This is a genomic window from Rathayibacter sp. AY1H3, assembly GCF_002932015.1.
Window position 1 is genome coordinate 1 of the sequence record NZ_PSUU01000018.1, and the last position, 18,708, is coordinate 18,708.

Consider the following 18,708-nt stretch of genomic DNA (forward strand, 5'->3'; position numbering starts at 1 on the left):
GTGCAGTGGACCACGACGGCCGGGATCGCCCCCGACCCCCGCCGCATCCGCCTCCACCTCCTGGTCGCGCTGCTGGTGCTCGCGCTGGTCCTCGCCGGCGCGGGCATCGCCCTCTCGCTCGCCTCGCGGAGCGGAGGCGCGGGCGCTCCGGCCGCGAGCTCCCCCGACCCCACCTCCTCCGTCGACATGGCCGAGCGCGTCGCCGGTCTCGAGAAGCGCTTCGCCGCCGGGTTCCCGCAGCACAGCATCGTCCTCACGGGCAGCTCCACGATCGGCCGCTGGACGACCTCCAAGGAGGACCTGCGTCCGCTCGAGACCTACAACATCGGGATCGGCGGCACGACCGTCGCCGATCACCTCGCGTGGCTGGACCGCATGGTCGCCCCCTTCGATCCCCGCGCCGTGATCGTGTACGTGGGAGCGAACGACATCAGCGGCGAGGAGGGCTCGCGCACCGGCGCCCAGACCGCCGGCGCCGTCGTCGAGTACCTCCAGCGCGTGGAGGAGGTCGCCCCCGACGCCGAGCTGTTCTACGTCGAGATCGCGGAGACGCCCGCCCGCGCCTCCGTCGGCGCCGAGGTCCGCGCCGCCAACACCGCGGTCAGCGCCTACGCCGAGACGGACGACCGCGTCACCTTCGTCCCCACCGCCGACGCGCTCGTCACTCCCGACGGCTCTGTCGACCCCTCCCTCTTCGTCGACGACGGCCTGCACTTCGACGAGGTCGGCTACGCCCGGTTCTCGGAGGCGGTCCGCGCGGTGGTCCTGCCCGCTCTGGAGTGAACCGGCGGGCCGACGCGCTGCAGCCCCGCTCGACGTGAGCGGCCCGGGGACACCGCGCCCGGAGCCCCCAGTGTTGACCCTGAAGGGGGACACGGCCCCTCCGCCGCGCGCGCCTATCCTGGCCCCGCGTCATCGCCGACAGCGCCCTCTGCACCGCCGCAGACCGCCGCTCGCTCAGCAGCGCCGACCGTCTCGGAGTCACCGATGCCCCGCTCGAGGATCCGCCCCCGCGGTCTCGCCCTGCTCACCGTCCTGGCGATCACGGCCGCCGCGCTCGTCGCCGGGCCCGCGGGTCCGGCGTCCGCCGCTCCCGTCGTGCCCGCCGGCTTCACCGACTCGCGGGTGGCGGCCGTCCCCGCGCCGACCGCCCTCGCCTTCACGACCGACGGGCGCACCCTCGTCTCCTCGCAGACCGGAGCGATCCGGGTGATCCGCGCCGGCGGCCTGGTCGCCACTCCGGCCCTCGACCTGCGCTCGAAGGTCTGCGCCAACGGCGAGCGCGGTGTGCTCGGCCTCGCGGTCGACCCGGCACCGGGCTCGCGCACCGTCGTCGTCTACTACACCGCGAAGGGCTCCGACTCCTCCTGCCCGACCAACGCCGGCGGCACGGTGAACCCCGCGGGAGCCCCGCGCAACCGCGTCTCCTCGTTCCAGCTCGGCACCGACGACCGCATCGACCCGGCCTCCGAGCGCGTCCTCCTCGACGGCATCTACTCTCCCGCGAGCAACCACAACGGCGGCGACCTCGCCATCGGCAAGGACGGCCTGCTCTACGTCAGCGTCGGCGACGGCGGCTGCGACTACCGCGGCGGAGTCGGCTCGCCGGGCGGCAGCGGCTGCGGCGGCCGGAACGACGCCGCCCGCGACCCGAACATCCTGAACGGCAAGATCCTCCGGATCACCCTCACCGGCGGCGTCCCGGCCGGCAACCCCTACCTGGGCACCGGGACCGCCTCCTGCCGGCTCGCCCCGGCCGCCGCGGACCTGCGCTGCCGCGAGACGTTCGCGAGCGGCCTGCGCAATCCGTTCCGGATGGCCTTCGACCCGAACGCGACCGGCACCGTCTTCCGCATCAACGACGTGGGCCAGGACGCCTGGGAGGAGATCGACCAGGGCGTCGCCGGCGCCGACTACGGCTGGAACACCCGTGAGGGCCACTGCGCGAAGACCGGCTCGGCCTCGAACTGCGGAGCCGCGGCGCCCGCCGGGCTCACCGACCCGGTCCACGACTACGCGCACAGCAGCGGCTGCGCCTCGATCACGGGCGGCGCCTACGTCCCCCGCGGCGTCTGGCCGGCCGCCTACGACGGCGCGTACCTCTTCGGCGACTACGTGTGCGGGAAGATCCGGACCCTCGGCCGCACCGGCGCGGCCGGCGACCTCGTGACCGGCCTCGGCGGCAGCAGCGCCGTCGCCATGGCCTTCGGTCCCTCGCGCGGGACCCAGGACCTCTTCTACACCAGCTACGCGAACGGCGGCGAGGTCCGGCGCCTCGCCTACACCGCCGCGGCGAACCGCGCCCCGACCGCGACCCTCACCGCCGCCCCCTCCTCCGGCGCGGCTCCTCTCGCCGCGCGGCTGAACGGCTCGGGCAGCAGCGACCCGGAGGGCGGTGCCCTGACCTACCTGTGGTCGTTCGGCGACGGCACCCCCGACCGCATCACGACCGGCCCGACCTTCACCCACAGCTACGCCGCCGGCAGCTGGACCGCGTCCCTCCGCGTCCGCGATCCGAAGGGAGCCGTCTCCGCACCCGCGACGACGAGGATCACCTCGGGCGGCAGTGCCCCGACGGTGAGCATCACCGCACCCGCCGACGGAGGGGTGTTCGTGACGGGCCGGAGCTACGGCCTCCGCGCTACGGCGACCGACGCCGAGGACGGCGTCCTGCCCGCCTCGGCGCTCACCTGGACCGTCCAGCGCCGCCACGCTCAGCACACGCATCCCTTCCTCGGGCCGCTGACGGGGAACGACCTCTCCTTCGTCGCCCCCGGCCCGGAGGACCTCGCCGCCGCCGCGGACAGCGACCTCCTGATCAGCGTCACGGCGACGGACTCGAGCGGCGTGTCGACGAAAGCGACGCGGACGTTCTCCCCGCAGAAGGTCTCCGTCACCCTGGCCACCGCTCCCGCCGGCCGGACGGTCGTCGTCAACGGCACCGAGGTCGCCGGAGGCACGACCGTCGTCTCGTGGGCGGGCTCGGCCCTCCAGCTGGAGGTCCCGGACCAGACCGACGCGTCGGGCACGGCCTACCGGTTCTCGTCCTGGTCGGACGGCGGCGCCGCCTCGCACAGCGTCGTCACTCCCGGGAGCAGCACCACGCTGACGGCGACCCTCGTCGCCGCCGGGCTCCCCGGCGCTCCGACCGCCGTCACCGCCACGGCGGGTTCGGACGGCACGGCGACGCTCGCGTGGTCGCCCCCCGCGGGGACCGGTGGCTCGGCGGTCACCGGCTACCGGGTGTCGCGCGACGGGTCCGACACGAGCGGAGCCGGAGCCTGGAGCGCCGTGGTCGCCGCGACCAAGCGCTCGCAGACCTTCACGAAGCTGGTCCCGGGCCGCAGCTACACCCTCTCGGTGCAGGCGGTCACGGCGAACGGCACCGGCCCGGCGGCCTCCGCGCTCGTCGCCGTCCCCTGACCGCCCGGCGTCCACCGGCCTCCCGGGCGCAGCCCTGCCGCCGCCCAGCCGTGCGCCCCTACGATCGAGCCATGCCGAGCATCCGGAGCCGCCGTCGGCCCCAGCCCCCGATCGAGTCCCCGGCGGGCAGGGGCGCCCGGTGAACGACACCCTCACCGGGATCCTGGACTTCGTCGTCAGCGTCCCCCCGGTCTGGCGGACGCTCCTCGCCGGACTCGCGATCTTCTTCGAGACCACGATCCTGGCGGGCCTCGTCGTCCCCGGCGACACGATCGTGATCGTCAGCGCGACCGGCGTGACCAGCCCGCTGCAGTTCGCGGCGCTGGCCGTCACGGTCGTCATCGGCGCCCTCTGCGGCGAGTCCGTCGGCTTCTACCTCGGCCGCTGGTTCGGGCCGCGGATCCGCGCGTCGCGCCTGGGACGCCGGCTCGGCGAGAAGAACTGGCTGAAGGCCGAGCGCTACCTCGCGCGGCGCGGCGGGTTCGCCGTGTTCCTCTCGCGCTTCCTGCCGGTGCTGCACTCGCTGATCCCGCTGACGGTGGGGATGAGCGGGATGCGCTATCGGACCTTCATGGCCTGGACGATCCCGGCGTGCGTGCTCTGGTCGTCCGCCTACGTCGGCGTCGGCGCGGCCGCGGCGGGCAGCTACCGGGAGCTCTCGGAGAGCCTGCACGGCGCCGGCTACGTCTTCGTGGGCGTCATCGTCGTCTTCGCCCTGCTCGTGCTCCTCGGGAAGAAGCTCCTGAACAGAGCGGAGGCGCGTCACCTCGACGAGTGACGCGCCTCCGGGCGTGGATCCGGGGAGGATCAGTCGACGAGACCCGCCGACTTCAGCCACTCGCCCGCGATCGCGGACGCGGACTTCTGCTCGTTGACGCTCTCGGAGTTGAGGGCGACGAGGTCGTCCGCCGTGAGCTTCGCGCTGACCGCGTTCAGCACCTCGGCCGCGTCGTCCGTGATCTTGCTCGAGACGATCGGCACGACGTTGTCGGCCACGAACAGTCCGTCCGGGTCCTCGAGAGCGACGAGGTCGTTCTTCTGGATGTTCGGGTCGGCCGTGTAGACGTTCGCCAGCTGGATCTGGTCGCTGGTGAGCGCGTCGACGGTGGTCGATCCGCCGCTGTCCTCGATCGCCTGGAAGGTGGTCGTGATGCCGTACTTCGACTGCAGCGTGTCGGGCCCGTAGGGGCGCGTCTGCAGCTCGGAGTTGCCGCCGACCACGATCGGGTCGGTGACGTTCTTGAGCGACGCGATGTCGGTCAGGTCCCACTTGTCGGCGAAGGCCTGGGTGACGGTGTACGAGTTCTGGTCGCTGGCCTCGGCGGCGTCGAGGGCGCGGAGGCCGTCGGGCAGCGCGTCGCCGAGCGCGGAGTACACGTCGTCGGCGGTCGTGGCCGTCGCGTCGGGCTCGAGCGCCTGCAGGAGGCTGCCGTCGTACTCCGGGAAGACGTCGATGGATCCGCTCTCGATCTCGGGCAGGTAGATCTCGCGCTGGCCGATGCGCAGCTGGCGGTCGACGGTGAAGCCGTCGTTCTCCAGCGCCTGCGCGTAGATCTCGGCGAGGATCTCGTTCGAGTAGTAGTCCTGCGAGCCGACCACGATGGTCTCGCTGCCCGCAGTCGCACTCGATCCCTCATCGAGCGGATCGCTCGAGGAACACCCTGCCAGTGCCACGACGGCACCGACCGCGAGTGCGCTGAGCGCGACACGGCCCTTCGTGAAATGTGCTGTGAACATTGCTATTTCCCTTCTTCGATGGGGATTCCCATCACCGCGCGTCGTCGGGGCGACGAGGCGCGGGAACCTGTGCGGCCGGCGGTGCCGGCCAGGCCGAGCACGACTCCGCGCGGCACGGCGAGCCGCTGGAGGAGGGCGAAGAGGACCTCGCTGAGGAGCGTCAGCACGATCACCAGGATCGAGCCGGCGAGCATCTGCGGGTAGTCCCCCGACTTCACTCCGCGGAAGATGTACTGCCCGAGGCCGCCGGCGCCGATGTAGTCGGCGAGCGTGGCGGTCGCGATGATCTGCAGCGCCGCCGAGCGGAGCCCGCCGATCAGCAGCGGCAGCCCCAGCGGGATCTCGACCTTCGTCAGGATCTGCCACTCAGTCATGCCCATCGAGCGCGCCGCGTCGACCGTGCGGCGGTCGACCGCCTCGAGCCCGGAGTACGCGCCGGCGAGCACCGACGGGATCGCGAGCACGACGAGGGCGATCACCGGAGCGCCGAGGCCGAGCCCCAGGCTCATCGCCGCGAGGACGAGCACGCCCAGCGTCGGCAGGGCGCGCAGGCCGCCTGCGACCGGCACGGCGATGCCCTTGCCGCGCCCGGTGTGCCCGATCAGGTAGCCGATCGGGATCGCGATCGCGGCCGCGATCACGAGCACCAGCAGGCTGATGCCGACGTGCTGGGCGACACGGGTCGGGATCGCGTAGACCCCGGTCCAGTGCGCGGGGTCGGCGATCCAGGCGAAGGCCTCGGCGATGAGGTTCACGACGTCACCGCCCTCTCGACCGCGAACGGTCTGCGCGAGCGGCGCGTGCGGTCCAGAGCCGTCCAGGGCATGAGGAGACGGCCGATCAGCACCAGCAGTCCGTCGAGCACCAGCGCGAGGACGATCGTGAGGACGATGCCCGTGACGATCTCACCGGTGATGCCGCGCTGGAAGCCGTCGGTGAAGAGCAGGCCGAGGCTCTGGATCCCGAGCACCGCGCCGACCGTCACCAGGCTGACCGTGCTGACCGTGACCACGCGCAGGCCCGAGAGCAGGACCGGACCGGCCAGCGGGAACTCGACCCGCCAGAAGCGCGCCCAGCCGGAGTAGCCCATCGCGGTCGCCGACTGGCGGACGTCGTCCGACACCGCGCCCAGTGCGTCCGAGGTGGTGCGGACCATCAGCGCGACGCCGTAGAGGGTGAGGCCCGTGATCACGTTGGCGGTCGAGCGGAGCGGGATGCCCAGCAGGACCGGCAGCAGGATGAACATGGCCAGCGAGGGGATGGCGTAGAGCACGCCGAGCCCTGTCAGCAGGGTGCCGCGGCTCCAGCGGTAGCGGTTCGCGAACCAGCCGAACGGCAGCGAGACGAGGAAGCTGAGCAGGATCGGCGGGACCGACAGGGCCAGGTGCGCCAGCAGGTTCGCGACGATCGCGTCCGTGTTGTTGACGACCCAGTTCACGCGGCGGGGCCGTCCTGCGCGCGCAGCACTCCGGTCGGGCGCCCGTCGCCGTCGACCACGATGCGGGCGCCGTCGCGCTCCTCGATCCGGAGCGAGCGCTTGCCGCGGTCGGCACCGACGAAGCCGGCGACGAACTCGCTCGCGGGGTTCGCCAGGATCTCGGCGGGCGAGCCCTTCTGCGCGATCCGGCCGCCCTTCTCGAGGATGACGACCTGGTCGCCGAGGAGGAACGCCTCGTCGATGTCGTGGGTGACGAAGACCACGGTCTTGTCGAGCTCGTCCTGGAGCCGCAGGGTCTCGCGCTGCAGGTCGGCGCGCACGAGAGGGTCGACCGCGCCGAACGGCTCGTCCATCAGCAGGATGTTCGGGTCGACCGCCAGGCCGCGCGCCACCCCGACGCGCTGCTGCTGGCCGCCGGAGAGCTGGCTGGGGTACCGGGCGGCGAGCGCACGGTCCAGTCCGACCGTGTCCATCAGCTCGAGCGCGCGGGCGTGCGCCTGCTTCTTGGCGACCCCGTTCAGGCGCGGCACGGTCGCGATGTTGTCGATGACCTTGCGGTGCGGCAGGAGGCCGGAGTTCTGCATCACGTAGCCGATGCGGCGGCGGAGCGCGACGGCGGGCAGGGACGAGATGTCCTCGCCGTCGATCTCGATGGTGCCGGAGGTCGGCTCGATCATCCGGTTGATCATGCGGAGGATCGTGGTCTTCCCGCAGCCCGAGGAGCCGACGAAGACGGTCGTCTGCCGGGAGGGCAGCACGAGCGAGAAGTCGTCGACCGCCCGCGTGCCGTCCGGGTACTGCTTGCTGACGTTGCGGAACTCGATCACGAGGCCGCCCGCCGTCCGGCGGTGTGCGCGCCGATCTGTCCCTGGTCCACGACTGTGCCCGCTCTCGCTCCGCGCGTCCGGCCGTTGCACGGCCCGCGGCCCCGAACGGGGCCAGGCGGCAAGGAAAACACCAATAGCAGCCGCCTGCCAACCCGGACCGCGAAGTGTTGCGGGATGTTCCGGGAGCGACTAGGGCCTTGACAGTCCTAGCCGGTCAGGACTCCTCGACGGCTCCGTAGTGCGAGGTCATGTAGTGGCGCAGCAGCGAGCGGCTCTCGTCGATGAAGCGCTGGTCGCCGTTGGGGTCGATGAGGAACGCGCGCGTGAGCAGCGCGTCCGCGACCTCGATGGTCACCTCGAGGCGGAAGGACAGCTGCGCGCCGCCCGGGAGGCCGTACTCGGACGCGAGGATCTCGGCGAAGCGGCGGGCGAAGAAGCCGGCCTCGAACGCCTCGCCCGCGACCTCGGGGGCGTGGATCGTGTCCACGAAGCGGATGGAGCGGAAGCCCGGCTCGTTGCGGTGCATCTCGCAGAAGGCGTCGATCGCGCAGTCGACCGCGCCCCACCAGTTGCCCGGGTGGGTGTCGCGGATCTCGGTGATGACGCGGCGGCGGAAGCGCTCGAGGGCCCGCTCGCGCAGCGCCTGGAGGACGGCGATGCGGTCCGGGAAGTAGCGGTAGACCGTGCCGATCGCGGCTCCCGCGCGCTCGGCGACCATCGCCGTGGTCAGACGGTCGAAGCCGACCTCGTCGACGACGGCGGCCGCCGCGTCGAGCAGCGAGGCGAGACGGGCGGCGCTGCGCACCTGCACCGGCTCGTTGCGGACCTGGGACGATTCACCGAACGGTCGATCGACGAGGTTTCCAAGAGGCACGGCGGGCTCCTTCGGTCGTGGTTCCTACAATCGTACGCACGGCGACCGCCGGTCGGGGTCGTCTCATCGAAAGTCCCTCGTGTTTCGCGCCCCCGGAAGGGCGACGGCTCCGCGGGTCCGATCCACCCGGGAGAAACCATGTGCGGACGCTTCGTCCTCTCGCAGACCACCGCCGACCTGGTGGCGCTCTTCGACATCGACGAGCCGGGCGCCGACCTTCCGGAGCCGTCCTGGAACATCGCGCCGACGCAGCGGATCGCCGTCGTCGCGGAGTCGATGAAGGGGGTCGAGGAGGGCAGCCCGCCGCGGCGTCGGCTCGCCGGAGCCCGCTGGGGCCTGGTGCCCCGCTCCGCCGCCGACCCGTCCGCGGGGCCGCCGCTGTTCAACGCGCGGATCGAGTCCGTCGCCGAGAAGCCGTCGTTCCGCGAGTCCTACGCCTCCCGGCGCGCGATCGTGCCCGCCTCGGGCTGGTACGAGTGGCGGGTCGGCGCGGACGGGGCGAAGGCACCCGTCTACGTCTCGCCGGGCGAGGGCTCGCTCCTCCTGTTCGCCGGTCTCTACGAGTGGTGGCGCTCGGCCCAGCCGGGCTCTCCGTGGCTGCTCTCGGCGACGGTCCTCACCCGCCCCTCCGCCGGGCCGCTCGCCGAGGTGCACGAGCGGATGCCCGTGCTGCTGCAGCCGGAGCTGATCGAGGACTGGCTGGACCCGGCGCCCCCCGGGGACGGCGAGCTGCTGCGCGCGGCCGCCGAGGGTGCGGCCGAGCTGGCCGAGGAGCTCGAGGTGCACGGCGTCGGTGCAGCCGTGGGCTCCGTCTCGGCGAACGGCCCCGAGCTGATCGAGCCCACCGGAGCCTGACGATCGCGTGAGAGCGCGATCCGCGGTCCGGCATCCGGTCTGACAGACTGGGCGGATGCCGCTGACGCCCGAGAGCAAGCCCCTGAGCGCAGGCAAGGCGGAGGTCATGCACCGCGCCGCCCGCCTCGAGGACCGACTCCACTCCTTCCGGATGAGGCGCGTGAAGCGCAAGGGCTACGTCCCGAGGGTCATCCCCTACACCGGCTACGGCTCGACGACGCAGCTGCGCGTCCTGGCCCGCGTCCTCTACACGCGGCCGACCCCTCCCGGGGTCGAGGAGGTCCGCCCCGTCGAGGGCGTGCGCGGCTGGCGGAGCTTCACCAGCGTCTTCGTGAGCGGGGCCGTCGTGACCGTCGAGGCCGACGGGCAGACCCACCGGGTGACGGCCGACCGCGGCGGAGTCGTCGACGCGGACCTCCCGATCACGCTCGAGCCCGGCTGGCACACCATCACCTTCTCGACCGCGGGCTCGAAGCCCGTCGAGGCGCCCGTCTTCATCGTGCGTCCGGAGGCGCGGCTGGGCGTCGTGTCGGACGTGGACGACACAGTGATGGTCACCGCGCTCCCCCGCCCCTTCGTCGCCGCCTGGAACACCTTCGTGCTCGACGAGCACGCCCGGATGCCCACGCCCGGCATGGCGGTCTTCCTCGACCGCTTCGCCCGGCAGTACGAGGGCTCCCCGGTCATCTACCTCTCCACCGGCGCGTGGAACGTCGCCCCGGCGCTCACCCGCTTCCTGTCGCGGCACCTGTACCCGGCCGGAGCGCTCCTCCTGACCGACTGGGGCCCGACGCACGACCGCTGGTTCCGCAGCGGCAAGCAGCACAAGGAGATGAACCTCCGCCGACTCGCGGCCGAGTTCCCGGACGTGCGCTGGCTGCTGGTCGGCGACGACGGGCAGCACGACGAGGAGATCTACTCCGACTTCGCGGACGAGCACCCCGACAAGGTCGCGGCGATCGCGATCCGCCAGCTCTCCACCGGCGAGGCGGTGCTCGCGGGAGGCCGCTCCAAGGCCGAGGACCGCTCCCTGACCAGCGGCACGACCTGGGTCTTCGCGCCCGACGGCGCCGGCATCTCCGAGCAGCTGACGGAGCTCGGCATCCTCTGATCCCGCACCGGCTCCGGGAACGACGGAGCCGTCCGCTCCCCGGGGGGAGGGACGGCTCCGGTCGATCGGCTCGGACTACGCCTGGTGGGCGGCCTGCAGGTCGAGGGTGATGGTGACCTTCTCGCCGATGAGCACGCCACCGGTCTCGAGGGCCGCGTTGTAGGTCAGACCGAAGTCGGTGCGGTCGATGGTGGCCTTGGCGGTGAGGCCGGCCTTGTAGTTGCCGTAGGGGTCGGTGCCGAAGCCGCCGAACTCCACCTCGAAGGTGACGGGCTTGGTGGTGCCCTTGATGGTGAGCTCGCCGTCGACGAGGAAGTCGTCGCCGTTCGGGCGGACGGCGGTCGAGACGAAGTGGATCTCCGGGTACTTCTCGGCCTCGAAGAAGTCGCCGGTGCGGAGGTGGCCGTCGCGGTTGGGCTCGTTGGTGTTGACGGAGGCGACCTCGGCGGTGGCCTCGACCTTGGAGTCGAGCGGGTTCTCGCCGGTGGTGAACGTGGCGGTGAAGCGCTCGAACTTGCCCTTGACCTTGCTGATCATCAGGTGGCGGACGCTGAACGCGACCTCGCTGTGGGTGGGGTCGATGACCCAGGTGCCGGCCTTGTAGCCGGGGATGGTGACGGTGTCGGTCATGGTTTCTCCTCGAGTGTGACGGTCGTCGCGGGGAGAGCGTCCCCGTCCGATGTATGCAAGCGCATCGACGTCGATCAGTATTCCATGTAGCGACAACTATTTCATCCACGTTCCGTCGAAGGATCGGCGGACACCGCGTGAACACGGAGCGCCGCACCCCGGACGGGGGTCGGAGACGCTCCCCGAGCAGTCGTCAGCGGTCGGCGGGAGCCGGGTTGCGGATGCCGAGGAGGGAGACGACGCCCCCGGCGACCAGGAGGGCGGAGGTCGCGACGGCGGCACGGGAGAAGCCCTCGACGTCGAGCGAGTCGCCGACCACGAGCGAGGTCGCGGCGATGGCGACCAGCCCGGCGATGCGCGAGACGGCGTTGTTCACGGCGGAGCCGACTCCGCTGTGCCCGTCCTCCACCGCGCCGAGGATCGTCGAGGTCAGCGGAGCGACCGTCACCGCGAGGCCGAAGCCGAAGAGGAGGATCCCCGGCAGCAGCTGCGTGGCGTAGTCGGCGCCCTCGTCGACGAAGGAGAGCAGGAGGAACCCGGCCGCGGCGATCAGCGGTCCGACGCCCATGAAGAGCCGCGGGCCGAACCGCGCCGACAGCGACCCGGAGACCTGCGAGAGCAGGAGCAGCAGGATCGTCGGCGGGAGCGTCGCGAGTCCGGCCAGGGTCGCCGAGAAGCCCAGGGTCTGCTGCAGGAACAGGCCCAGCGCGAAGAAGCCGAAGGAGAGCGCGCCGTAGACGAACGCCGTCGAGACGTTGCCGACGGTGAAGTTCCGCGACGCGAAGAGCGACAGCGGCAGCATCGGATGCGCCGCGCGTCGCTCCCACACGACGAACGCGACGAGGGCGGCGACTCCCCCGATCAGGGCGGTCAGCACGAGCGGATGCTGGATCCCGAGCCGCTCCTGCTCGATCAGCGCGAACACGGGCCCTCCCAGGCCGATCACCCCGAGCACCGCGCCGACGCCGTCGATCGGCACCCGGGTCCCCGAGTCGACCGCGCCGAGCCTGCGCAGCAGGACCAGCGTCACCGCGATCGGCAGCAGGTTGAGCGCGAAGACGTACCGCCACGAGCCCGCGTCCACCAGCAGGCCGCCGAGCACGGGGCCGGCGATCGTCGCCGTGCCGGTCCAGGCCGTCCACGCGCCGATGGTCCGGGCCTGCGCGGCGCCGTGGACGGTCGCGATGATGAGGGCGAGCGAGCTGGGCACGAGGATCGCGCCGGCGGCGCCCTGGAGCATCCGCGCCACGATGAGGACCTCGGCGGTTGGGGCCAGCGCGCACAGCAGCGAGGTGACACCGAAGCCGATCAGGCCGATGGTCATGCTGCGGGCCCGGCCGATGCGGTCGGCGAGCGAGCCGGCCACGAGGATCAGCGCGCCGAGCGTGATCAGGTACCCGTCGACCACCCACTGCTGCACCGCGAGCCCGCCGCCGAGCTCGCGGGTGATGGCGGGCAGGGCGACGTTGACGACGGTGCCGTCGAGGAAGGCGACGAAGGAGGCGAGGACGGCCACCACGAGCACCGCGCGGCGGCGCGTCTCGGCGGGGTCGGCGGAGGCGGTCATGCTCGGGCTCTGGTCACCCGCTCACCGTACCGGCGGCCGCCGCTCCCGGGGCCGGGAGGGCGGGCATCCGGGCCCCCGAGCGCGGCCGCACGACGGATCCAGACTCGTCGCCTACTCTCGTAGCCATGTCTGCGCAAGGAACCGCCCGCGGCGGCGTGCTCGCCCGGGTCCTCGGGATCGTCGGAGCCAGCCTCGCCGGGGGCCTGCTGATCACGGTCGGGGTCACTCCCGCCCTCGCCGTCACCGGTCTCGCCGAGAACAACCCGATCGGGCTGTTCGAGACGGTGCCCGAGTACCTCGAGCTCGGCCAGCTGGCCCAGAAGACCGAGATCTACGCCAAGCGCACCGACGGCTCGGACGAGCTGCTCGCCTCCTTCTACGCGCAGAACCGCGAGGAGGTGGCCTTCGACCAGGTCAGCCAGTCCGTGAAGGACGCGGCGGTCTCGACCGAGGACCCGCGCTTCTACGACCATGGCGGCGTCGACCTGCAGGGCACGATCCGCGCGGTGCTCAGCAACATCGTCGGCGGTGACCTCCAGGGCGGATCCTCCATCACCCAGCAGTACGTCAAGAACGTCCTCGTGCAGAAGGCGGAGTCGCTGAGCGCGACCGACGAGGCCGCCTCGGAGGCCGCCTACGAGGAGGCGACCGCGACCACTCCGAGCCGCAAGCTCAAGGAGATGAAGCTCGCCGTCGACCTCGAGAAGAAGTACAGCAAGGACGACATCCTCCTCGGCTACCTCAACATCGCGGGCTTCGGCGGCCAGGTCTACGGCATCCAGGCGGCGGCCGAGTACTACTTCTCGACCAGCGCGGCCGACCTGAGCCTCGCGCAGGCCGCCAGCCTGATCGCCACGGTCAACAACCCCAACGGCCTCAGGATCGACCAGCCCGAGAACATCCCGGACAACAAGATACGCCGCGACTACGTCCTCGACCAGATGCTGCAGGAGGGGAAGATCTCGCAGGCCGACCACGACGCCGCCGTCGCCGAGGAGGTCGTCCCCGCGATCACGCAGACGCCCACCGGCTGCCAGACCGCCGGCAACGCGGCCTTCTTCTGCGACTACATCACCCGCGTCGTCCAGAACGACCCGGCGTTCGGCGACGACGCGGACACCCGCCTCGCGAACTTCCAGCGCGGCGGCTACAAGATCTACACGACGCTCGACCGCGACCTGCAGGACACCGCGGCCAACGCGACGAACAACGCCGTCCCCAAGGTCCCCACCCTCGACACCAACATCGGCAGCGCGACCGTCTCGATGGAGGTCGGCACCGGCCGGATCCTGGCGATGGTGCAGAACAAGGACTACGACGCGGCCGGCGCCGTGAACGGCGCGAACTTCTCCGCCGTCAACTTCAACACCGACACGGCCTACGGCGGCTCCGCCGGGTTCCAGGTCGGATCGACCTACAAGGTGTTCACGCTCGCGCAGTGGCTCGCGAGCGGACGCACCCTGAACGAGACGATCAACGGCCGCGAGCGCACCTTCTCGGGCTTCCCCGCCAGCTGCGCACCGGGCGGCGAGCTCGACACCTCCTACGAGGTCAACAACGACGACAGCGAGAACGGCAGCTACAGCGTGCTGACCGGCACGATGCAGTCGATCAACACCGTCTACGTCTCGATGGCGCAGCAGCTCGACCTCTGCGCGATCCGCGACCGCGCGGTCGGCTTCGGAGTGAAGGCCGCCGACGGCGGCGAGGTCGACTACAAGCCGTCCGCTGTCCTCGGCTCGGACACGCTCATCTCCCCCCTCTCGATGGTCACCGCCTTCGCCGGCTTCGCCAACAACGGCACCGCCTGCTCCGCGATCGCCATCGACTCGATCACCGACGCGACCGGCGCCGCCGTCCAGCCGCCGACCTCCACCTGCAACCAGGCCCTCAGCCCCGAGCTGACGGCGGTCGCGAACTACGCCCTGCAGCGCGTCGTCACCGGCGGCACGGCCGCCCAGTCCGACCCGGACGACGGCATCGAGCACATCGGCAAGACGGGCACCACCGACAACGCGGAGTCGACCTGGATGGACGGGGCGAGCTCGCGCGTCGCGACCGTGGTCTGGGTGGGCAACATCGACGGCCACACCTCGATGCGCGAGGTCCGCTTCCCGAACTCGGAGCTCGAGAGCCGCCCGTACGCCTCCAACATCCGCCACTACATCTGGAACTCGGTGATGACCCGCGCCGACCAGAAGTACGGCGGAGACGACTTCGAGGAGCCCAGCAGCGCCCTGCTGAACGGCCGCCAGATCGCCGTGCCGACCGTCTCCGGCCGCTCGGTCGACGACGCCACGGAGGCGCTGGAGGACCTCGGCTTCGACGTCGAGGAGGGGGCGACCATCGACTCGTCGCTCCCGGCCGGCGTGGTGGCGGGCACCGACCCGGCCGCGGGCACGACCGTCGCGCGCTACTCCGACCTCGCCCTGCTGATCAGCAACGGCTCGCAGGTCCCGGCTCCCGCCACCCAGGCACCGGCTCCGGCTCCGACCGGCACGGGAGTCCCCGCGACCGAGGCTCCCCCGGCGACTCCCACGGCGACCCCGACAGCGACAGCCACGGCGACTCCGACGGCGGAGGTCGAGGAGTGAGCTTCGACGCGGACTTCCTCGGCGTCCCCGCGGGTGCGCCGCTCCTGAGGGTCGAGCGCCCGGTCCGGCTCCTGCCGTACACGCACTTCGAGGTGCTGCTGGATCCGGAGCGGCGCCTGGCCGTCTCGACGGCCGTGAACATCGACGGCGCGCGCCTGGTCGAGCTCGGCCGCGGCGACGACTGGCACCTCGACGACCGCATCCCCGCCTCCGAGCAGACCGGGCCGGAGGTGTACGCCCGCAACGACCTCGACCGCGGCCACCTGGTCCGCCGCCGCGACCCCGTCTGGGGCGACCGGGACGAGGCCGCCGCGGCCAACCGCGACAGCTTCTGCTACACGAACGCCGCGCCCCAGGCGAGCGGCTTCAATCAGTCGCAGGAGCTGTGGCTCGGGCTCGAGACGCTGGTGCTCGAGTACGCGCAGACCTGGCGCACGCGCCTGAGCGTCTTCACCGGGCCCGTGCTCGCGGACGACGACCCGGTCTACCGCGGTACGGGCATCCCCCGCCGCTTCTGGAAGATCGCGGCGTGGAGCCCGGACGGATCGACGCTCGCGACGAGCGCGTACCTGCTCGACCAGAGCGAGCTCGTGGAGCGCGTGCGCGAGGGCCTGGTGCCGCTCGGCGGCTTCAGGACGTTCCAGCTGCCGGTCGCCGCGATCGGCGAGCTGACCGGTCTCGACGTGGATCTCCTCGCCGGGGCCGACGTGCTCGGCTCGGCAGGACTCCGGCCGGAGCCGTGGCGCGAGATCGTCGAGCCGTCCGACGTGGCGAGCGGCCTCCTCCCCCGCTGAGGCTCCGCCGGGGGCAGGATGGGCGGATGAGCACCCCCGTCCTGGTCGAGATCACCTCCGGCGCCGTCGTCCTCCGCGACCCGGAGGGTCCGCTCGTCCGCGTCGACGAGGCGGGCTACCTCCGCGGCGACGGGGTCTTCGAGACCGTCGCGGTCCTCGACGGACGTCCCCGTGCGCTCGGGGAGCACCTCGAGAGGCTGGCCGGATCGGCCCGGGCCGTCGGGCTGACGATCCCGGAGGCGCCCCTCTGGTCCCGAGCGGTCGACCTCGCCGTGGCGGAGCACGATCGGGTCGACGACCTGACGGTCCGCTTCATCGCCGCCCACGGGTCGGGCGACTCCGCCCGGTGCACCGTGCGCGCGGCTCCGACTCCCGACTCGAGCGCGCTCCGGGAGAAGGGCGCGGCCGTCGTCGTGCTGGACCGCGGGTACGCGAGCGGTCCGCTCGCGCCGTGGCTGCTCCCGGGCGTCAAGACCACCTCGGGCGCCGTCACCCGGGCGGCGCTGCGCGAGGCGGCGTCCCGGGGCGCGGACGACGTGGTCTGGCGCACGAGCGACGGGCTTCTCCTCGAGGGGGCGACGTCGAGCCTGGTGCTCCTCGGCGACGGGGTGCTCGCGACGCCGCTCTCGGGCAGCGTGCTCGCCGGCACGACGGTCGAGCGGGTCCTCGCGCTGGGCGAGCGCCGCGGGCTCGCATCGTCGCGCCGCGAGCTGCCGGTCACGGCGCTCACCGGTGCGGATGCGGCGTGGCTGGTGTCGAGCACCCGGCGGGCGATCCCCGTCCGCTCGGTCGACGGCGCATCGCTCGCGATCGACGCGGGCCTGACGGCGGCGTTCGAGGCGGGGCTGCTCGCCGGCTGACCGTGTCCGCGGCTCGGACTCCCTGCGCCTCAGGCCGCTGCGGCCAGCGCGCGGGACGTGTGCGGGCCGACCCCGGCCTCCTCCGCGTCTCCGAGATCGGCGAGCGTGTCGACGTCCAGCCTCAGCGTCGACGAGCCGGGCAGCACGACGACGGCGCAGCCCGCGTCGCGGTGCCGGGCCAGCGAGCCCGGGCCGAACGCCGGAGCGACGAGGGCCCCGGCCGCCAGCAGGAGCGCCGTGGTGCCGCTCCCCTCGCGGTCCGGGACGACGGCCGGGAGCGACCGCGTCGCGAGCGCCTCGGAGAGGTCCGACGGCAGCAGGGCGGGCAGGTCCCCGGTCAGCACGATCACCGGGGCGCCCGGCCGGCGGTGGAGGGCGGCCTCGGCTCCCCCGGACACGGCGGCGTCGAGGGTCCCCGGGTCGGGCACCACCACCAGCTGCGGGTGCTCCGCCCGTGCGCGGTCGGCCGCACCGGCGTCGGAGGTGACCAGGAGAAGGCTCGCCACCGGCTCCGCGGCGGCCACGGCGGCGAGCGTGTCCAGGAGGAACGCCTCGGCCAGCGCCGCGCGGCCCGGCACGTCGAGGCGCGTCTTCGAGCCGCCGCGGCCCTTGAACACGACGACCGCGCTCCAGCCGGTCACGCGCGCTCCTCGCGCGAGGCGGCTCCGGCCGCGAAGCCCTCGGCGAAGGCCTCGTCGGCGCCGAGGCGGAACATGTCGTCGGGGCCCGTGCGGGTCAGCGTGCGGGCACCCGGGCTCTCGACCCTCGTCACCAGGCGGGCGAGCCCGCGGACGACGGCGACGGGGCGTCCGCTCGCCTTGCCCTTCACCAGATCGCCGAGCGCGGCGATCTCGTCCGCGACGGCCGGCATGGTCACTCCCAGCGTGCGCCCCAGGGCGTCGACCCCGCCGCGGAGGTCGTCGATCACGAGGACGCCCGCGGCTCCGATGGCCGCGTCGGTCTGCCCGACCCGCCAGGCGCGGCCCAGGGTGTCGCTGACGAGCACGCCCACCTCCACGCCGAGCCGCTCCCGGAGGCCCGCGCAGAGGGCCCGCGCCGAGGCGTCCGGGTCGAGGGGGAGGAGGAGGACCGTCCCCTCCGCGACGTTGCTGGCGTCGACTCCGGCCGCCGCCTGGACGATCCCGAGGCGGTTCTCGACGATGCGGGTGACGCCGGAGCCGTGCGCCCGGGTGGCGACGACGCGGACGGTCTCGGCCGTGATCGCGTCCTCGCGGTCGGTCGCGGCGACGATGCGCCCCTCCGCCTTCGAGACGATCTTGCTCGTGACGACAAGGATGTCGCCGTCCGCGGGCCGGTCCTCCTCGGCGGCGGCGGCGACGGCCGCGAGGATCAGCTCGAGCAGGTCGTCACCGGGAGTCACCTCCGGGATGCCGTCGAGGGCCCAGGCCTGCACGCGCGTCTCGCTCACCGGTCCATTCTCCCGGCTGCCGCGGGCGCACGGGTCCACGGCCCGGGATCACCCGGGCAGGCGATCGGCGGCGCCTCAGCCGGCGGCGAGGTACGCGGCGACCGCGGGCGGCACGTAGGGGGCGACGTCGCCGCCGAGGGAGGAGACCTGCCGCACCAGCGAGCTCGACACGTGGGCGTGCGCGGGATCGGGCAGGAGGAACACCGTCTCGACGTGCGCGAGGTTGCGGTTCACGATCGCCATGGGCGTCTCGTACGCCACGTCGACCTGCGAGCGGATGCCCTTCACCAGGATGCTCGCGCCGACGTCGGTGCAGTAGTCGACGAGCAGGCCCATGCTCCACGAGGCGACGACGATCCGTCCCTCGACGCCCGCCTCCGCGATCGACTGCTCGATGAGCGAGACGCGCTGGGCGATCGGCAGCAGCGCGGTCTTGGCGGGGTTGTGCACCACCACGACGTGCAGCTCGTCGACCAGGCGCGCGGCCCGCTCGATCACGTCGAGATGACCGAGGGTCACGGGGTCGAAGGAGCCGGGGACGACGGCGATGCGGGCCATGCCGACAGAGT

Annotated in this window: 18 protein-coding genes; 8 read left to right on the forward strand and 10 right to left on the reverse strand. The window is 72.6% G+C overall.

Annotated features, from left to right (window positions below):
* The 3 genes from C5C33_RS08645 to C5C33_RS08655 all read left to right on the forward strand — a co-directional run.
* On the forward strand, positions 1-783 hold a 783-nt coding region (locus C5C33_RS08645; protein WP_146085765.1), incomplete at its 5' end, for a GDSL-type esterase/lipase family protein.
* A gap of 204 nt (positions 784-987) precedes the next feature.
* Positions 988-3,423 carry a PQQ-dependent sugar dehydrogenase gene (locus C5C33_RS08650; protein ID WP_181136220.1) on the forward strand — a complete coding sequence of 812 codons (2,436 nt, stop codon included), beginning with the start codon at positions 988-990 and terminating at the stop codon, positions 3,421-3,423.
* Between the two features lie 139 nt (positions 3,424-3,562).
* On the forward strand, positions 3,563-4,201 hold the full coding sequence (locus C5C33_RS08655) for a DedA family protein (protein ID WP_104223112.1): 639 nt from the start codon (positions 3,563-3,565) through the stop codon (positions 4,199-4,201).
* Positions 4,202-4,230: 29 nt separating this feature from the next.
* Here the strand turns inward: C5C33_RS08655 and C5C33_RS08660 are convergent, their stop codons facing one another.
* The 5 genes from C5C33_RS08660 to C5C33_RS08680 form a co-directional block, all read right to left on the reverse strand.
* Positions 4,231-5,160 (reverse strand): ABC transporter substrate-binding protein, encoded by a 930-nt coding sequence (locus tag C5C33_RS08660; RefSeq protein WP_104260921.1) that lies wholly within the window; start codon positions 5,158-5,160, stop codon positions 4,231-4,233.
* A gap of 2 nt (positions 5,161-5,162) precedes the next feature.
* Positions 5,163-5,915: an ABC transporter permease gene (locus C5C33_RS08665; RefSeq protein WP_104225632.1), complete on the reverse strand. Its 753-nt coding sequence runs from the start codon at positions 5,913-5,915 to the stop codon at positions 5,163-5,165.
* Positions 5,912-6,598, reverse strand: a complete 687-nt coding sequence (locus C5C33_RS08670) for an ABC transporter permease (protein WP_104260922.1) — start codon at positions 6,596-6,598, stop codon at positions 5,912-5,914. The genes C5C33_RS08665 and C5C33_RS08670 overlap by 4 nt, the downstream gene beginning before the upstream one ends.
* Positions 6,595-7,425: an ABC transporter ATP-binding protein gene (locus C5C33_RS08675; protein WP_104225631.1), complete on the reverse strand. Its 831-nt coding sequence runs from the start codon at positions 7,423-7,425 to the stop codon at positions 6,595-6,597. The genes C5C33_RS08670 and C5C33_RS08675 overlap by 4 nt, the downstream gene beginning before the upstream one ends.
* Positions 7,426-7,639: 214 nt before the next feature.
* The gene (locus tag C5C33_RS08680; protein WP_104223107.1) at positions 7,640-8,299 is read right to left on the reverse strand and encodes a TetR/AcrR family transcriptional regulator; all 660 of its coding nucleotides are present in this window, start codon (positions 8,297-8,299) and stop codon (positions 7,640-7,642) included.
* 138 nt (positions 8,300-8,437) lie between these two features.
* Between C5C33_RS08680 and C5C33_RS08685 the strand changes: the two genes are divergently transcribed.
* Both C5C33_RS08685 and C5C33_RS08690 read left to right on the forward strand, forming a co-directional pair.
* Positions 8,438-9,154 (forward strand): SOS response-associated peptidase, encoded by a 717-nt coding sequence (locus C5C33_RS08685; RefSeq protein WP_104255134.1) that lies wholly within the window; start codon positions 8,438-8,440, stop codon positions 9,152-9,154.
* 55 nt (positions 9,155-9,209) lie between these two features.
* Positions 9,210-10,265 carry an App1 family protein gene (locus tag C5C33_RS08690; protein WP_244229442.1) on the forward strand — a complete coding sequence of 352 codons (1,056 nt, stop codon included), beginning with the start codon at positions 9,210-9,212 and terminating at the stop codon, positions 10,263-10,265.
* A gap of 75 nt (positions 10,266-10,340) precedes the next feature.
* On the opposite strand, the gene C5C33_RS08695 is transcribed toward C5C33_RS08690, so the two are convergent.
* Entirely contained in the window at positions 10,341-10,895 is a 555-nt protein-coding gene (locus C5C33_RS08695) for a YceI family protein (protein ID WP_104223105.1), read from the reverse strand.
* Positions 10,896-11,088: 193 nt separating this feature from the next.
* Positions 11,089-12,462: a DHA2 family efflux MFS transporter permease subunit gene (locus tag C5C33_RS08700; protein WP_104225629.1), complete on the reverse strand. Its 1,374-nt coding sequence runs from the start codon at positions 12,460-12,462 to the stop codon at positions 11,089-11,091.
* 125 nt (positions 12,463-12,587) lie between these two features.
* Between C5C33_RS08700 and C5C33_RS08705 the strand changes: the two genes are divergently transcribed.
* Genes C5C33_RS08705 through C5C33_RS08715 form a run of 3 tightly spaced genes read left to right on the forward strand, consistent with a single transcriptional unit; the run spans position 12,588 to position 16,710 of the window.
* Positions 12,588-15,056 carry a transglycosylase domain-containing protein gene (locus tag C5C33_RS08705; RefSeq protein ID WP_104246546.1) on the forward strand — a complete coding sequence of 823 codons (2,469 nt, stop codon included), beginning with the start codon at positions 12,588-12,590 and terminating at the stop codon, positions 15,054-15,056.
* Positions 15,053-15,850 (forward strand): DNA/RNA non-specific endonuclease, encoded by a 798-nt coding sequence (locus tag C5C33_RS08710; protein ID WP_104246547.1) that lies wholly within the window; start codon positions 15,053-15,055, stop codon positions 15,848-15,850. The genes C5C33_RS08705 and C5C33_RS08710 overlap by 4 nt, the downstream gene beginning before the upstream one ends.
* 26 nt (positions 15,851-15,876) lie before the next feature.
* Complete coding sequence (locus C5C33_RS08715) at positions 15,877-16,710, forward strand: aminotransferase class IV (RefSeq protein ID WP_104246548.1); 834 nt, start codon at positions 15,877-15,879, stop codon at positions 16,708-16,710.
* Positions 16,711-16,739: 29 nt separating this feature from the next.
* On the opposite strand, the gene cofC is transcribed toward C5C33_RS08715, so the two are convergent.
* The 3 genes from cofC to coaD form a co-directional block, all read right to left on the reverse strand.
* On the reverse strand, positions 16,740-17,351 hold the full coding sequence (gene cofC / locus C5C33_RS08720) for a 2-phospho-L-lactate guanylyltransferase (RefSeq protein WP_104225626.1): 612 nt from the start codon (positions 17,349-17,351) through the stop codon (positions 16,740-16,742).
* On the reverse strand, positions 17,348-18,139 hold the full coding sequence (locus tag C5C33_RS08725; protein WP_258063651.1) for a coenzyme F420-0:L-glutamate ligase: 792 nt from the start codon (positions 18,137-18,139) through the stop codon (positions 17,348-17,350). Before C5C33_RS08725 ends, cofC begins: the two co-directional genes overlap by 4 nt.
* A 75-nt stretch (positions 18,140-18,214) precedes the next feature.
* Positions 18,215-18,697, reverse strand: coding sequence for a pantetheine-phosphate adenylyltransferase (coaD, locus tag C5C33_RS08730; protein WP_104223138.1), 483 nt, complete (start codon positions 18,695-18,697; stop codon positions 18,215-18,217).
* Positions 18,698-18,708 lie beyond the last annotated feature (11 nt).

Bases quoted from the DNA above. Each gene is read 5' to 3' on its own strand.
- C5C33_RS08650 (WP_181136220.1), top strand. From the start codon at position 988: ATGCCCCGCTCGAGGATCCGCCCCCGCGGTCTCGCCCTGCTCACCGTC.
- C5C33_RS08660 (WP_104260921.1), bottom strand. From the start codon at position 5,160: ATGTTCACAGCACATTTCACGAAGGGCCGTGTCGCGCTCAGCGCACTC.
- C5C33_RS08685 (WP_104255134.1), top strand. From the start codon at position 8,438: ATGTGCGGACGCTTCGTCCTCTCGCAGACCACCGCCGACCTGGTGGCG.
- C5C33_RS08690 (WP_244229442.1), top strand. From the start codon at position 9,210: ATGCCGCTGACGCCCGAGAGCAAGCCCCTGAGCGCAGGCAAGGCGGAG.
- C5C33_RS08695 (WP_104223105.1), bottom strand. From the start codon at position 10,895: ATGACCGACACCGTCACCATCCCCGGCTACAAGGCCGGCACCTGGGTC.
- C5C33_RS08700 (WP_104225629.1), bottom strand. From the start codon at position 12,462: ATGACCGCCTCCGCCGACCCCGCCGAGACGCGCCGCCGCGCGGTGCTC.
- C5C33_RS08705 (WP_104246546.1), top strand. From the start codon at position 12,588: ATGTCTGCGCAAGGAACCGCCCGCGGCGGCGTGCTCGCCCGGGTCCTC.
- C5C33_RS08715 (WP_104246548.1), top strand. From the start codon at position 15,877: ATGAGCACCCCCGTCCTGGTCGAGATCACCTCCGGCGCCGTCGTCCTC.
- coaD (WP_104223138.1), bottom strand. From the start codon at position 18,697: ATGGCCCGCATCGCCGTCGTCCCCGGCTCCTTCGACCCCGTGACCCTC.